Below are 15,866 nucleotides of genomic sequence, written 5' to 3'. Positions count from 1 at the left end.
CTATCTCGCACGTCGGATGCCCCGCCTACCCAATCTTAGACAGGTCCACCTCATTGCGAGTGAACTCTACGGACGCCTCCTAGAAGCCGGCTTCGAGGTCGCAGCGGGGGACCTAGGTGAGAACATCACAACTGCCGGCCTCGACCTCGAGCGGCTGCCGCTCGGGTCCCTCGTCGAGCTGGGGCCCACCGCGATAATAGAGCTGACCGGCCTCCAGACGCCCTGTGTCCTCATCGACCGCTTCCAGGCTGGCTTGAAACGGCAGGTGCTCTCGTCGGCGGAAACGGGCCCTCCATTCAAAATGCGGGGTGCTTGGCGTGGTGCGGGCCGGGCAGCGGTCGCGGCTGGCGATACGGCGCGGGTTCGGCTCCCATCGTCTTCGTTTCGCGCGTTGCCGCCTCTGTAGGACACTCAGGACGCGTTGGCCCTTGCTCGTTCGCGCGCCTCGCGCCGACGTTCGCGGCGTTCGCGCCGCCGCTTTGCTCGATCAACGGGCTGCCGCAGCGGAGGAAGCTGGCTCGCAGCGACTATCGGAGCTGCAGCCTCCTCGACCAACGGCGCCTGGATCGGTTCGGGCGTAGCGGGGCGGGTTTCCATGAACTCGAGCACCGCTCGTCCCTTCGCCGTGATCTGCCATCCGCCGCTGATGCGTTCGACCAGCCCGTGTGAAAAGATGTCGAGATCCGGCACCCGGGCGGCGAGGCGCCTGGTCCGGTCCGCCCAATCGCGACCACTGGTCGCCAGGATGGCCATGTCCCGCTTGAGGTCCTCCATGACGGCGAAGCCATCCGGATAGCTCACCAGGATCTTGAGGACCGTCACCTGGAAATTCACACCCGCCCCGCGCGATCAGGACCACATCGTGGCGCGCGGGACAGGGCGTCGCGGCCAACCCGCGTGAGCCCCTCGGGAGAGACCTCGCCTTGGGTAGCAGCTTCCAGGATCTTCGATGCGACGTGCGTACGTGCTCCGATCTCGCGGTGCGAGACGCTTTCGCAGACTTCATCGAGGACCGCGCGCAAAAGCGCGGTAGTTTCCGTGTCGAACATGAGGTGCCCCCACAAGGGAAAAGCCCATCCTACGTCGGTTTTGTCGGTCTGGGGATTCAGGCCTGTTAAGCTCCGTGGAAATTGCGGTCCCTGCGCTGCAGATCCCGGAGCGACGGTGCAGCAAGAAGAGCAAGATGACCGAAATCTTTCAGAATCGAACGACGACTGCGCTGGCGCGTCTGATTTAAAGCGATGGCGGCTCTGTCACGTGGACATTTCTCGGCTGGGGATCGTAGCCGAACGTATAGTGACCGGCCCGCATTTTTGCTCGCTGGCTTGAAACACTAGTCCGATGGCGTGTAGACCTTCCTTCTGAGAAGACCGATAAAGTGAGCGAGCGGACCCTCGCTCCCGTCAATATGGTGCATGCCCCGGACGTTTTCCAAAAACATGTGAGCGGGCTTTCATCGCCTGACCACACAATCGAACTTGAGCAGCAGCGCCTTGGATCTCCCTTGGTCTTGGCCGGGCTTTGCTTCGCGAAGGGTTCGCTGGGAGCGCAACGACTGAAAAGGATCTTCGCGCCCGTGCGCGACATTAGCGACCATTAGTTTCCGTGAGTACCTTCCGGATGATCACCGCGAAAGGATTGCAAATGTCTGGCCCGTAACTCTACGGGAGTCGGAAGTGCTGCCCGCCGACTCTGCGCGCCGGGCGCTTAGCGTCCCACCTCGGTGCTACATCGCAGTTGCGATGCAGCAATTAATCGTACTTCATTACGATGAATCCGATTGCGACTAACTTCGCACATGCTTCTCGTGCTTCGTGCTTGACGCGAATGTTCTGCTGCTCATAAAAGCCTCGACTACCTATTTTATAACTATCCAGTTGCGTCGCGAATTTAAGTCTGGGGGAAGCCCGGGTCATCCATTTTTGGTCGCTACGGCCTATCCGGCACAGCCTGGCTATGATCAGCCGACCAAGCTCTTTTCGGGGGGAATTGCCATGCCTAATTCACCAGCCGTCATCGGTGCGCCCACTGTTCACGATGTTATCGAGGATACCAGCCTGCAGACCCTGACCGCACAGGGGACGATCTCGATCTCGGATGCGAACCCCGGACAGGCGGCCTTCAAGACGACCGTGATCGCGGCTTCCGGCAACCTCGGAACGCTCTCCATCACCGCCGCCGGCGCCTACGTCTACTCGGTCGCCGACAGCAAGGTGCAGTACCTCGGCGCCGGCGAGACCAAGGTCGAAAACTTCACCATCACGTCCCTGGACGGCACCCAGAAGCAGGTCGCCTTCACCATCGTCGGCGTCAACGACGCGGCGGTGATAGGCACTCCCAGCGCGGTGGACGTCACCGAGGACGCCACCAGCCCCGTCCTCAAGGCCTCCGGCTCGATCTCGATCTCGGACGCCGACCAGAACCAGGCCGCCTTCAGGACCACCGTCGCATCGGCCTCCGGAAACCTCGGCACGCTGGTCCTGCAGAGCAACGGCAGCTACACCTATTCCGTGGCCGACAGCGCCGTGCAGTATCTCGGCGCGGGCCAGACCAAGACCGACACCTTCACCATCACCTCGCTCGACGGCGTCCAGAAGCAGATCTCGTTCAACGTCCACGGCACCAACGACGCCGCCGTGATCGGGGTGCCGACCCAGCGCGACGTCACCGAGGACACCACCGCCCCGAATCTCTCGGTGACGGGATCGATCTCGATCAGCGACGCCGACCAGGGCCAGGCCGCATTCAAGACCACCGTGACCTCGGCCGCGGGCAATCTCGGCGGGCTCGTGCTCGCCGCCAACGGGACCTACACCTATTCGGTGTCCAATGCGGCCACGCAATACCTCGGCGCCGGCGACACCAAGGTCGACACCTTCACGGTCGCCTCGCTCGACGGCACCACCAAGCAGGTCTCCTTCACCATCCACGGCATCAACGATGCGGCCGTGATCGGAACGCCGACCGCCCACGACGTCACCGAGGACGCCACCAATCCGATCCTGTACGCGGCCGGGACGGTCTCGATCGTCGACGCGGACCAGGGCGAATCCGCCTTCCAGCCGACGATCCAGGCCGGCAACGGCAATCTCGGCGTGCTCGTGATGGGAAGCAACGGCGCCTATGTCTACGCCGCGCTCGACAGCGCGGTGCAGTATCTGGGCGCGGGCGACACCAAGGTCGACACCTTCACCCTGACGGCGCTCGACGGCACCCAGAAGCAGGTCACCTTCACCATCCACGGCACCAACGACGCGGCCGTCATCGGCGCACCCGTGGTCCACGACGTCACCGAGGACGTGGGGGTCTCCGCGGCCGGCAACCTGACCGCCGCCGGCGTGCTTTCGATCGCCGACGCCGACCAGAACCAGTCCTCGTTCCAGACCGTCGCCGTCGCTGCGGCGGCCGGCACCCTCGGTCACCTGAGCATCGCCGCCAACGGCGCATATTCCTACACCGTCGCCGACAGTGCCGTGCAGTATCTCGGCGCCAACGACGTCAAGACCGAGACCTTCACCGTCACCGCCTTCGACGGCACCCAGAAGCAGGTGTCCTTCACCATCCACGGCGCCAACGACGCCGCGGTGATCGGCACGCCGGTCCAGCACGACGTCACCAAGAACGCATCCCCGGTGACGCTGACCGCCTCGGGCATCCTCTTCATCTCCGACGCCGACCAGAACCAGTCCGCGTTCAAGACCACCGTCGCATCGGCCTCGAGCAACCTTGGCCACCTCTCGATCGCGGCCGACGGCACCTACACCTATTCCGTCGCCAATTCGGCGACCCAGTATCTCGGCGCGGCCGACGTCAAGGTCGAGACCTTCACGGTCACCTCGCTCGACGGCACCCAGAAGCAGATCTCGTTCACGATCCACGGCGGCAGCGGCGCGAGCACTCCGGCGACGATCGGAAACCCGGACCACATCCTGGTGCGCGAGGACGGCGCCGTCTCGCCTGCCGGCGATCTGACCACATCCGGCAACATTTCGATCACCGATCCGGACGCCGGCCAGGCCGCGTTCCAGACCGTCGTGACGCCCGGCGCCGGCAACCTCGGCACGCTCGTGCTGCAGAGCGACGGTACCTACACCTATTCGGTCGCCAATTCGGCCGTGCAGTATCTTGGTGCCGGTGACCTCCGGGTCGAAAGCTTCACGATCAAATCGATCGACGGCACCAGCAAGGTGGTCTCGTTCACGATCCAGGGCATGAACGATACGGCCGTGATCGGCGATCCGGTGACCCACACCGTCACCGAGGATTCCGGCGGCGCGACGCTGTCCGCGACCGGCCAACTGACCATCGCCGATGTCGATCAATATCAGTTGTCGTTCAAGCCGGGATCGGTCGCCGACGCCAACAACCTCGGCTCGCTCTCCTTCGCCGTCGACGGCACCTACACCTATTCCGTCGCCAATTCCGCCGTTCAGTATCTCGGCGCGAACGACACGCGCACCGACACCTTCACCGTTCATTCCGTCGACGGTACGCCCAAGGTGATCTCGTTCACGATCCAGGGCACCAACGACGCCGCCGTCATCGGCGACCCGGTGCTTCACGACGTCACCGAAGACGCGGCATCGTTGTCGGTCTCGGGCCAGATGACGGCGACCGACGCCGACGCCGGCCAGTCGCTGTTCAGCACCATGGTGACCGCCCCCGTCGGCACCCTCGGTCAGATGACCATCACCTCCGACGGCCACTACACCTACACGGTCGACAATGCGCTGGTGCAGGGCCTGGCCGCAGGCGAGGTCAAGGTCGAAACCTTCACCGTTTCCTCGGTCGACGGCACCACGAAGCCGGTCTCCTTCACCATCCACGGCACCCAGGACGCACCTTTTCTCGTCGCCCACCACGCTTCCGGCACCGACGATGCCCCGATCGCGCTCGTCATCGACACCCATCTGGTCGACGACGCCGGCGCGCTGAGCACCATCACGATCAAGGGCATTCCGGACAGCTACAAGCTCGACCACGGCACCGTGTTCGAGGACGGGCACTGGGAGGTCGCCGCGGCGGACCTTGGCGATCTCCATCTCGTTCCGCTGTCGGGAGCGCATCAGCAGAGCCTCGCCCTCCAGGTCTCCGTTGCCTCGATCGAGGGCGGCCATCAGGCCATCCAGACCGCGACGATGACGGTGGACGTCGGTGCAGGTCTCAACGACAGCGTTAAACACGCCGTCGACGGCTACATCGCCGGAGCCTTCGTGTTCGCCGACGCCGACGGCAACGGCGTCTATACGGCGGGCGAGGCATCCGCGATCACCGCGGCCGACGGCAGCTTCACGCTGCACGATCCCCACGGCACGCTGATCATGACCGGCGGCACCGACATCTCCACCGGCCTCGCCTTCACCGGCACGCTCAAGGCGCCCGACGGCGCCACCGTCGTCACTCCGCTGACGACCTTGATCACGTCCCTCGCCGTGGGCAACGTGACCACGGCCCAAGCGACCGCGCAGGTCGCCGCCGCCTTCGGCATCGACACATCGACGAGCGGCATCGTGCTCACGGCCTACGACCCGGTTTCGGCCGCCGTCGGCGGCGATCAGGCGGCGACGGCGGTACTGTCCGCAGGCGTCCAGGTCCAGAGCACCGTGGCGCAGATTTCCGCGGTCGGCGCCACCTCCAGCGTCTTCGACGCCATCGCCGGAGCGATCAAAAACGTCGGTCCCGACGGCACCATCGACCTCAGCGTAGGCTCAACGGTCGGCGACATCGTCGCGGCTTCCGGCGTCAGCGGCACGGCCGCCGACGTCGTGACCGGCACGGTCAGCGCGGCCAACGACAGCATCCAGGCGGCAGGCACCGTCACGCAGATCGCCCAGGCCGGTCAGGTCGCACAGGGCGCCGCCACGACGGAACTGGCAGCCGCCGCCGCAGGCAACTTCTCCGACGCCGCCCAGCTGACGGCGATCCAGGACCACTACGCCGACCCCGCTGCCCTGGCTGTGCAGGTCGCCGCCGCCCAGGTGGCCGTCCTTGCTCCCGTGTTCGGCACTTCGGGCAACGACGTCCTGACCGGAACGGCGGAAATCGACACCATCGACGGGCGCGAAGGCAACGACGATATTTCCGGCGGAGAAGGCGCCGACGTGCTGTTCGGCGGCGCCGGCAACGACCGCATCGCCGGCAACGCAGGCAACGACCGCATCGACGGCGGCACCGGCTTCGACCGGGCGCTCTACACCGACGCCACAGGCGGCATCGCCGTGAACATGGCCGCCGGGACGGTGACGGGCGACGCATCCGTCGGCAGCGACGTCCTCGTGAACGTCGAAGCCATCGTGGGATCCGACTTCGCCGACACCTACGATGCGACCGGCTTTGCCGGCGTCACCGGCGTAGCCGGTGCGGTCGTCGGCTACAACGAATTCGAGGGTGGGAAAGGCAACGACCAGATCACCGGCCTTCTCAATGGATCCGGCCAGGCCCTGACCCGCGTCAGCTATCTCCACGCCACCGACGGCGTCACGGTGGATATCCAGGCCCACTCGGCCTACGCAACCAACGGAACCGTTGCGGAAGATCTCGCTTCCGTCGGCCAGGATAGCTTCACCAACGTGTCCGGCGTCATCGGCTCTGGGTTCAACGACATTCTGCGCGGCAGCAACAATGGACCGGGGACATACGAGAGCTATGAGGGACGCGCCGGCAACGATCTGATCGATGGTCGGGGCGGCTACGACATCGCCGTCTACTCGAACGATGCGGCGACCACCGCCGGCATCATCGTCAATCTGGCTGCCGGCATCGTCGTCGGCGATTCCACGATCGGCACCGATACGCTGGTAGCAGTGGAAGCCGTTCGCGGAACCAATTTCGACGACGTGTTCGACGCCACGGGCTTCGGCGCCGGGGGCGCGAACATCGGCTCGCTGGGCACCTTCAACGACTTCCAGGGAGCCGGCGGCAACGACACCATCATCGGCAACGGCGCCACGCGACTCAACTACACCAACGCGGCCGGCGCCGTGACCGTCGATCTCCAAGGGACGACCGTATCGGCCAATCCGCTTCTGGTCGCCGGCACGGCTAGGGCGTTTGGCGAAGGTACCGACACGTTTACCGGCGTGAACGCGGTTCAGGGGTCCTCCTTCGGCGACACGCTGCTGGGAAGCAACTTCAACAACACCTTCACCGGTCTAGGCGGCGACGACTTCATCGATGGCCGCGGCGGCTTCGACGTTGCAAGCTACAACAGCCTCACCACGGCGACCACCGGCGTCACCGTGAATCTTGCCGCCGGAACAGCGACGGGTATCAGCGACGGTTCGATCGGTCACGATACGCTGCGCTCGATCGAAGGCGTTCAAGGCACCTTCTTTGCCGACAATTTCGACGCCACGGGCTACGGCGTCACGGGCGCCCTCAACATTGGCAACAACGGCACCTTCAACCAGTTCGAAGGCCTCGGCGGCAACGACGTCATCACAGGCAACGGCAACACCCGCGTCATCTATGGCAACGCATTGGCCGCGGTCACGGTCGACCTCTCGCTCGGCACCGCCCACGGCACCGCCGCAGGGGACCTGGCTGGCATCGGAACAGACAGTTTCACCGGCGTCTTCAGTGTCGCCGGTTCGGCCTTCGGCGACACGCTGATTGGCGACGCCGGCAGCAACATGTTCGTCGGCAACGGCGGCAATGACACGATCGACGGCGGCGCCGGCGGCGATGTCGCGATCTATTCCGGAGCTCGGGCCCAGTACAACATCTCGACAACCGCCGGCGTCACCACGGTCACCGACAGCGTCGTCGGCCGCGACGGCACCGACACGCTCACCAACGTCGAGGTCCTGCAATTCAACAACGCCAACGTCCTGGTGGGTTCGGGGACGCAGGCGAGCCCGGTCGATCTGTCCGACAACCGGCTGTTCTTCAACGCCCAGGCGAATTCCCTGACGGCGGCGACGGGCTCGAACAACGACTACGTCAAGATCAGCCAGACGCTTTCGGGTCATCTGATCGACCTCGGCGCCGGAACCGACGACACCGTCATGCTCGGCGTCACCGGCGGCTACAACCTCAACCTGGCCAACGTCGAGCATCTGGTGGGCACCGGAGGCGACGACTTCGTCGGCTTCCTCTCCAACGTCAACGGCCTGACCGTGGACATGGGCGGTGGCAACGACAATGTGGTGCTGGCCAACGGCGTCAACTCGCTGAGCATCATCGGCGACGAAATCCTCACCGGCAGCGACTTTTCCCCCGGCAGCATCTCCAATGACACGCTCACGCTTCTGAGCGACGTCAGCGGCCTCTCGGTCAACCTCGGCAACGGCATCAACACCCTCAATCTCGCCGCCGGCGCGAACTCGTTCACCAACCTCTTCAACGTCGACAGCATCAACGGCACCGCCTCGGACGACGTCCTGTCGGTGTCGAACGGCGTCTACACGCCGAACAACGACATGTCGGTCGACCTTGGCGTCGGCAACGACACGCTTTCCGTCGGAGCGCAGTACGGCAGCTTCGCGCTCCACAACATCGAACACCTGGTCGTCACCGGACAGCCCGACGCGTTCTACACCCTGACCAACGACCAGGATGGGCTGACCGTCGATCTCGGCACCGGAAATTCCGGCCTGCAGATCGCCTCCGGCGCCAATACGCTGGCCTTGACCCACGTCTCGAGCGTCGGCTCGGCCGACGTCTTCGGCGGCACCGTGCCGGCCTCGGACGACACCTTGACGCTGCTGAACGATGCCTCGGGCCTGATCGTCAACCTGCAGCAGGGCGACAACACCCTGAACCTGGCCGCCGGAACCAACTCGATCACCGCCTACGGGGTCCAGCACGTCAACGGCACAGCGTCCGACGACGTCCTGACCATGATCGACGCCGGCGGCAGCATCGTCGATCTCGGCGCCGGGAACGACACCTTGAATCTCGTCGGCTTCTCCAGCGTCACCGTCAACGGCGTCGAGCACGTCAACGGCGGCGCCTTCACCGACTTCATCACCGTCACCGGCACCGTCGGCGCCACCGTCACCGGCGGCGGCAGCGCGGACTTCATCACGGCGGGCGCCGGAAACGACGTCATCCGCTACACCGACGCTTCGGAATCCTCCGCCGCCACCAGCGAGGACAGCGTCAGCAACTTCGACGCCGCGCACGACCAGTTCCTGCTCGACGGCGTGGCAGGCCTTGCCGGTTCGGTGCATTTCATGGCATCCGGCGTCCTCGACGGATCGCCGGCAGCGCCCCAGGCCGAAGCCATCCTGACGAATTTCGGCGGACAGCAGCAGCTGCAGATCGACGTCAACGGCGACGGCACGATCGGGGCGGGCGACATCACCGTCCTCATGAACGGCCTCTCAGGCTCGCTGAGCGACGCCAACTTCGCCGTCATCACGCCGAACCATGCCCCGACCGACATCCTGCTGTCGGGCGCCACCGTGCCGGAAAACAGCGCGTCGGGCTCGCTCGTCGGGCTGCTGTCCGACATGGACCCGGATGCAGGCGACGGCGCCACCTACGCGCTGACGAGCAACCCGGGCGCCCTGTTCGCCATCGTCAACGGCAACCAGCTCGTCACCACGGCGCCGTTGGACTACGAGACCGCGGCCTCCCATCAGGTCGGCATCCTCGTGACCGACGCCGCCGGCGCCACCTTCAGCAAGAGCTTCCAGATCGACGTCACCAACGTCAACGAAGCTCCGACCGACATCACGGCCTCGAACCTGTCGGTCGCCGAGAACGCACCGGCATTCACCGTCGTCGGCTTCATGACCCCGGTCGATCCGGACGCCGGCGATTCCGCCACCTACACCTTGCTCGACAACGCCGGCGGTCTCTTCAGCCTGGTCGCCAATCAGATCGTCACCACCGCGCCGCTGGATTACGAGTCGGCGGCGTCGCACCAGATCACGGTGCGCGCCACCGACGCCGGCGGTCTCACCGTCGACCGGACCTTCGTCATCGCCACCACCAACGTCAACGAGGCGCCGACCGCGGTCGTTCTGTCGAACAACTCCGTCGCGGAGAACGGCGCCGCAAACGCCGTCGTCGGTGCCCTGTCGGCGCTCGATCCGGATGCAGGAGACACCGCCACCTTCACGCTGGTCAGCGACGCCGGCGGCCTGTTCTCGATCTTGGGCGGCAACCTCGTCGCCACGGCTCCGCTCAACTACGAACAGGCTACTTCCCATTCGGTCACGGTGCGCGCCACCGATGCCGGCGGGCTCACCCACGATACCACCTTCGCGATCTCCACCACCAACGTCAACGAAGCCCCGACCGACATCTCGCTGTCGAACACGGTCATTCCGCAGGGAACGGCCAACGGCACCGTCGTCGGCGCTCTCTCCGCGCTGGATCCCGATGCCGGCGATACGTTCACCTACAGCCTTGCCGACAACGCCGGCGGCCAGTTCGGCGTCAGCGGCGGCAACCTGGTCGTCGCAGGAGCCCTGACCACCGGAACCGAGCAGATCACGGTCGTCGCCACCGACGCCGGCGGCCTCTCGTTCCAGACGACCATCGGCATCACCGTCAACGGCGGCGCCCTCGTGGTCGGAACGAGCGGTCCGGACACGCTCACCGGCACGACCAGCGACGACACCATCCAGGGGCTCGGCGGCAACGACAGGCTGCAGGGGCTCGCCGGCAACGACATCCTGGACGGTGGCCAGGCCTTCGACCGCGCGGTCTACACGGACGCGACGTCCGGCATCGTGGCCAATCTGACGGCAGGGACCGTGACCGGCGGCTCCGGATCGGACACGCTGATCGCCATCGAGGGCATCGTCGGCAGCGATTTCGCCGACACCTTCACCGCGGCGGGGTTCAGCGGCGACACCGGCGTCGCCGGAACCAATGTGGGCTTCAACGAATTCGAAGGCCGTGGCGGCGACGATCTCATCACCGGCGGCATCAACAGCCAGGGCGCCTTGCTTACCCGGATCTCGTACGTCAACGCCACCGGCAGCGTCACCGTCGACCTCCAGGCGCACACCGCCACCGGCGACGCCTCTGTCGGCACCGACACCCTGATCGGCAACGGTTTTGCCGGTGTGGTCGGGTCCGCAGGAGCCGACACCCTTCTGGGAAGCGCCAACGCGAACGGAACCGTCGAGGTCTTCGAAGGCCGCGGCGGCAACGACCTCATCAACGGGCGGGGCGGCTTCGACCGCGCCGACTACGCGCTCGACCAGGCCACGACCTCGGGCATCACCGTGGACATGGCGTCCGGCGTGCTTACCGGCGACGCCTCGGTCGGCACCGACACCCTCCGCTCGATCGAATCCGTGCGCGGCACCAACTTCGCCGACAGCTACACGGCGACCGGATTCGGCGGCGGCAGCACCAATGCCGGGTCGAACGGAACCTTCAACGAGTTCGTCGGCATGGGCGGCGACGACAGCATCGTCGGCAACGGCGCCACCCGCGTTTCCTACATCAACGCGACCGGAGGGGTCGTCGTCGACCTGCAGACCGGCGCGGTCGCGGGTACGGGCACCGCCGACGGCGACGCCTCGACCGGGCACGACACCTTCAGCGGCGTCAATGCCGTCCAGGGTTCGATGTTCGGCGACACGCTGCGCGGCAGCAATTCGACCGCCACCACGGAGACCTTCTACGGCGGCGGCGGCAACGACACCATCGACGGACGCGGCGGGTTCGACCTTGCGACCTACAACAACATCTACTTCTCGACCGGGGCCATCACCGTCAACATGGGGGCCGGCACCGTGACCGGAGACGCTTCGGTGGGCAACGACACGCTGCGTTCGATCGAGGCGATCCAGGGCACCAACTTCAACGACGCCTACGACGCCTCCACGTTCGGCACGGCAGGCGCCCTCAACATCGGCAACAACGCCAGCTTCAACCAGTTCGAGGGGCTCGGCGGCAACGACACCGTCACCGGCAACGGCAACACCCGGATGATCTACAGCAGCGCCGCCGCCGGCGTGATCATCCATCTGGCGGCCGGCACCGCGAGCGGCGACGTCTCCGTCGGCACCGACAGCTTCACCGGGGTCAACAGCGCCACCGGCAGCCAGTCCGCCGACACCTACGACGCCTCCGGCTTCGTCGGCGGCGTGGGCGCATTCAACAGCGGAACCTTCAACCTGTTCGAAGGCCTCGGCGGCAACGACGTCATCACCGGCAACGGCAGCACCCGGGTCGCCTACACCCAGGCCGCGTCCGGCGTCTCGGTCGATCTCTCCACCGGCAACGCCCACAGCATCGCCGCTTCGGACGGCGCCGGAATCGGCATCGACAGCATCTTGAGCGGCGTCAACTCGGTCCAGGGCTCGAACTTCGCCGACGTCCTGAACGGCGGCTCGGGCAACGCCCTGCTGTTCGGCGGAGGGGGCGGCGACACGATCTCTGGCGGCATCGGCAACGACACCCTCACCGGGCAAGGCGGCAACGACACCATCGACGGCGGCGCAGGCACCGACATGGCGGCCTTCACCGGCGGCCGCAGCCAGTACACGGTCACGACCAACGGCGCCACCGGCGTCACCACGGTCAACGACAGCGTCGGCGGCCGCGACGGCCTCGATACCCTCACCAACGTCGAGGTGCTGCAGTTCAGCGACGGAACGTATCTTTTGAACTCCGGCACCTCGCTCAACCCGGTCGACATTTCGGCCTTCAACCTCGGCGCCGGCACGATCACAGGGACTGCCAGCGACGACTTCCTGGCGGTCGGCAGCAACGTCTTCGGTCACCAGATCGACCTCGGGGCCGGCAGCAACGACACCGTGAGCCTTGTTTCGCCGAACTTCTACCAGTTGAACCTTTTGAACGTTGAACACGTCACCGGATCCACCGGAAACGACAACATCAACCTGGTCGCCAACGCGACCGGTCTCACCGTCGATCTCGGCGGCGGCGGCACCGACGACATAACCCTGGCCGGCGGCGTCAACTCGCTGAGCGTATCGAACGTCGAAATCCTCACCTCCAACGACTTCTCGGGAGCCGCGGTCAACGACACCCTGACGCTGCTCAACAACGCCATCGGCGGCATGAACGTCAACCTGGCGCAGGGCGACAACACCCTGAACCTGGCTGCCGGAAGCAACACGTTCACCGACCTCTTCAACATCCAGCACATCAACGGCACCGCGTCGGACGACACGCTGACCCTGACCGGCACGATCTACGAACCGGGCAGCAGCCCGGTCGTCGACCTCGGCGGCGGCAACGACGTCCTCGCCATCGGCTCGCAATACGCTGTCCTGAGCGCGGTCAATGTCGAGCATCTCAACGGCAACGCCCTCGACAACGGCTTCACGCTGAACAACAACGTCAGCGGCATCGCCGTCGACCTCGGCGCGGGCAATGACACCCTCATGCTGGCCGGCGGCGTCAATTCGCTGAGCGTGACTAACGTCGAGTACCTCAACACCAACGACTGGATCGGAACGCCGGTCAACGACACCGTCACGCTGCTCAACGACGTCAGCGGCCTGTCGGTAAGCCTGCAGCAGGGCGACAACACGCTGAACCTGGCGGCCGGGACCAACACGCTCGCCGACGTTTTCAACGTCCAGCACATCAACGGCACCGCAGGCGACGACACGCTGACGGTCACCGGCGGATACGGCACCATGGACGACAACATCAACATCGACCTCGGCGGCGGAACCAACGACACGTTGAACCTCACGCAAGGATACCTGAGCTTCCACGTTTCCAACGTGGAGTTCATCAACGGCGACGCATCCGACAATTCGATTAACCTAAAGAACGACGTCTCCGGAATCACAATCGACCTCGGCGGAGGCAACGACCATATCAACATGGCCGACGGCGCCAACTCGGTCTCCCTGACCGGCGTCGAAGGCGTCGGCGGCAGCGACTTCTCGGGTGCCGCCTCGGACGACACCCTGACCCTGCTCAACGACGTCTCCGGCCTCACCATCGATCTCGGCCAGGGAAACAACACGGTCAATCTCGCCGCCGGGTCGAACTCGCTCGACAACCTGTACAACATCAACCAGGTCAACGGCTCCTCGACCGACGATGCCCTGACCATCACCCAGCAGTCGTTCGCCACCATCATCGACATGGCCGCCGGCAACGACACCGTCAACTTCGCCGCCCAGGCCAACAACGTCACCGTCGTCAACGCCGAGACCGTCAACGGCAGCGCCGGCGACGACTACATCACCATCGGCAACACCAGCGGAACCACGGCGGTGACGGGCGGACTTGGGGCCGACACCATCGTCGCCAGCGCCGCCGTCGACAATTTCCACTTCGCCGGCGCCGCCGAATCGCAGACCGGAGCCGGCGACACCATCGTCAACTTCGACGCCGGCAGCGACACCTTCAACTTCGCGAGCATGTCGGCGCAGTTCGCCACTCCGGTCCATTTCATGGACACGGCTGCATTCGACGGCTCCGCGGGGTCGCCGCACTCCGAAGCGCGCATCGACCAGACTGGCGCGAATGCCACGCTTCAGATCGACGTCAACGGCGACGGCCTGATGGACTCCCACGACATCGAGATCCACGTCAGCGGCTACGTCGGCACGCTGCACGACCAGAACTTCATGCTGGCTTAGCAGATCGCGAGGTCTGAAGTTTGCCGACTTCGCCGCGGGCGGCCGTCGTGGCGACGCCCGGTGGCGGCGACGAACTGGGCCGCGACCAGAATGGAGCGAGACGGGCGTTCACGTTCGCCATCGGTCGCATTTTTCCGTTTTGTGGTTCGATCCCAACCTAGCACCCGGCCGGAGAGCGGGATGGTTGCGGCGAACGGCAAGGTTACGGAGCACTCCAAGCCATCATCGCCGAGGGCCCGAAGAACAGCCGACTGAACTCGGCCGTGGGGTGATCCTCAAACGCCTCCAAATTGTCCCAGGTTGACGGTCCGAAGAGCCGAATCGGTGGTACACCGCGGTGGTCACAAAACCCGACCGGCCTTAATCGGAACCCTTGTTTTTCGGCGGTTTTCGCGCGTTTAGGGCATAGGGGGAGGGAGTCCCACTTTCTCCGCCATCTTGCTTCCGAAGCCCAGAAGGGGACGGGCTCTCCGTCTCTAGGCGGCTTTTCGGTCGCCACGCAAGTCGCGGAACTTGCGGTTCTCTTTGACGTAGGCGGCGAGCAGCGTTTTGATCCACAGAGCCATCCCTTCCGCCTTCAGATCGATCTTCTGGGAGCGGCTGTAGTGCTGCTCAGTCACCGGCGCGAGCTTCTCGCGTTCCTTGGTATTGCCGAGCGAAGTCTTGTGCCCAAGAATGGCTGTCGCCGCTCCACCGAGCCGCTTGTCGTCAAGATAGGTGGTTAGCGTTCGCCTGCAGTCGTGAAGGGTCCACCTATCGATGCCGTAGAGCTCGAACAGGTCGACGCGCTCCTTCTTGGGGTGTGGCTTTGGCCCAGGCTTGCCCTTGCGGGAAGGCTTCTGCTTGACTGTGTGATCGTATACGCGGCCCTGGAGCCGATGCATCGCTAGATTCAGGGCCGATTGCGTGATGTGCTTCCTGGGGTCACGGCCCGTGAACATCCACTTTGACGTCCCGCCAGACATAGCGTGGTATTTTTGCATGATCTTGAGCGCCTCGGGCGGAAGCGGAAGCGAATGCGGCCTGCCGCCGTCCCTTCCGCCCTTCATCTCGTGGGCGGTCCAATTCGCGATCTTCCAGCCCCGGAGGCGTCGGACGACCTTTGCCGCATCGTAGAGGCGATCCGTGCGCAGCTTTAGAAAGGCGCCGGTCCTCTGTCCGGTAAGACACACGCCCCATAGCGCACCGAGCGTGCCAGGATAGGTTTCGTGCTCGCCCTCGGCGAGATGGGTGAATTTCTCCGCAATGACTAGGGTGCGTGCGATCTCGTCGATGGAGGGGGTGCGGGTGCGTTCGCTCGTGTGATATTCGAAGGACCATCTCGTC

At 65.1% G+C, this 15,866-nt stretch carries 4 protein-coding genes and 1 pseudogene; 2 read left to right on the top strand and 3 right to left on the bottom strand.

The annotated features are described in order from the left end of the window. Nucleotides 1-16 precede the first annotated feature (16 nt). Nucleotides 17-406: an MOSC domain-containing protein gene (locus IVB42_RS42280; RefSeq protein ID WP_346348268.1), complete on the top strand. Its 390-nt coding sequence runs from the start codon at nt 17-19 to the stop codon at nt 404-406. 5 nt (nt 407-411) lie between these two features. On the opposite strand, the gene IVB42_RS13700 is transcribed toward IVB42_RS42280, so the two are convergent. Together IVB42_RS13700 and IVB42_RS13695 are read right to left on the bottom strand one after the other, a co-directional pair. Next, nucleotides 412-834, bottom strand: coding sequence for a hypothetical protein (locus tag IVB42_RS13700; protein ID WP_247369579.1), 423 nt, complete (start codon nt 832-834; stop codon nt 412-414). After that, the gene (locus IVB42_RS13695) at nt 831-1,049 is read right to left on the bottom strand and encodes a hypothetical protein (protein ID WP_247369581.1); all 219 of its coding nucleotides are present in this window, start codon (nt 1,047-1,049) and stop codon (nt 831-833) included. Before IVB42_RS13695 ends, IVB42_RS13700 begins: the two co-directional genes overlap by 4 nt. Nucleotides 1,050-1,994: 945 nt before the next feature. On the opposite strand from IVB42_RS13695, the gene IVB42_RS13690 reads away from it, so the two are divergent. After that, nucleotides 1,995-14,540 (top strand): VCBS domain-containing protein, encoded by a 12,546-nt coding sequence (locus IVB42_RS13690; RefSeq protein ID WP_247470426.1) that lies wholly within the window; start codon nt 1,995-1,997, stop codon nt 14,538-14,540. Between the two features lie 476 nt (nt 14,541-15,016). On the opposite strand, the pseudogene IVB42_RS13685 reads toward IVB42_RS13690, so the two are convergent. After that, nucleotides 15,017-15,866: pseudogene (locus tag IVB42_RS13685) on the bottom strand (hypothetical protein); the annotation flags it as partial.

The sequence above is a fragment of the Bradyrhizobium sp. 45 genome (assembly GCF_023073155.1).
Taxonomy (GTDB): domain Bacteria; phylum Pseudomonadota; class Alphaproteobacteria; order Rhizobiales; family Xanthobacteraceae; genus Bradyrhizobium; species Bradyrhizobium canariense_D.
The sequence above is the reverse complement of the archived record's forward strand: the minus strand, read 5'-3'. Positions and strand labels throughout refer to the sequence as shown.

Bases quoted from the DNA above. Each gene is read 5' to 3' on its own strand.
- IVB42_RS42280 (WP_346348268.1), top strand. From the start codon at position 17: ATGCCCCGCCTACCCAATCTTAGACAGGTCCACCTCATTGCGAGTGAA.
- IVB42_RS13695 (WP_247369581.1), bottom strand. From the start codon at position 1,049: ATGTTCGACACGGAAACTACCGCGCTTTTGCGCGCGGTCCTCGATGAA.
- IVB42_RS13690 (WP_247470426.1), top strand. From the start codon at position 1,995: ATGCCTAATTCACCAGCCGTCATCGGTGCGCCCACTGTTCACGATGTT.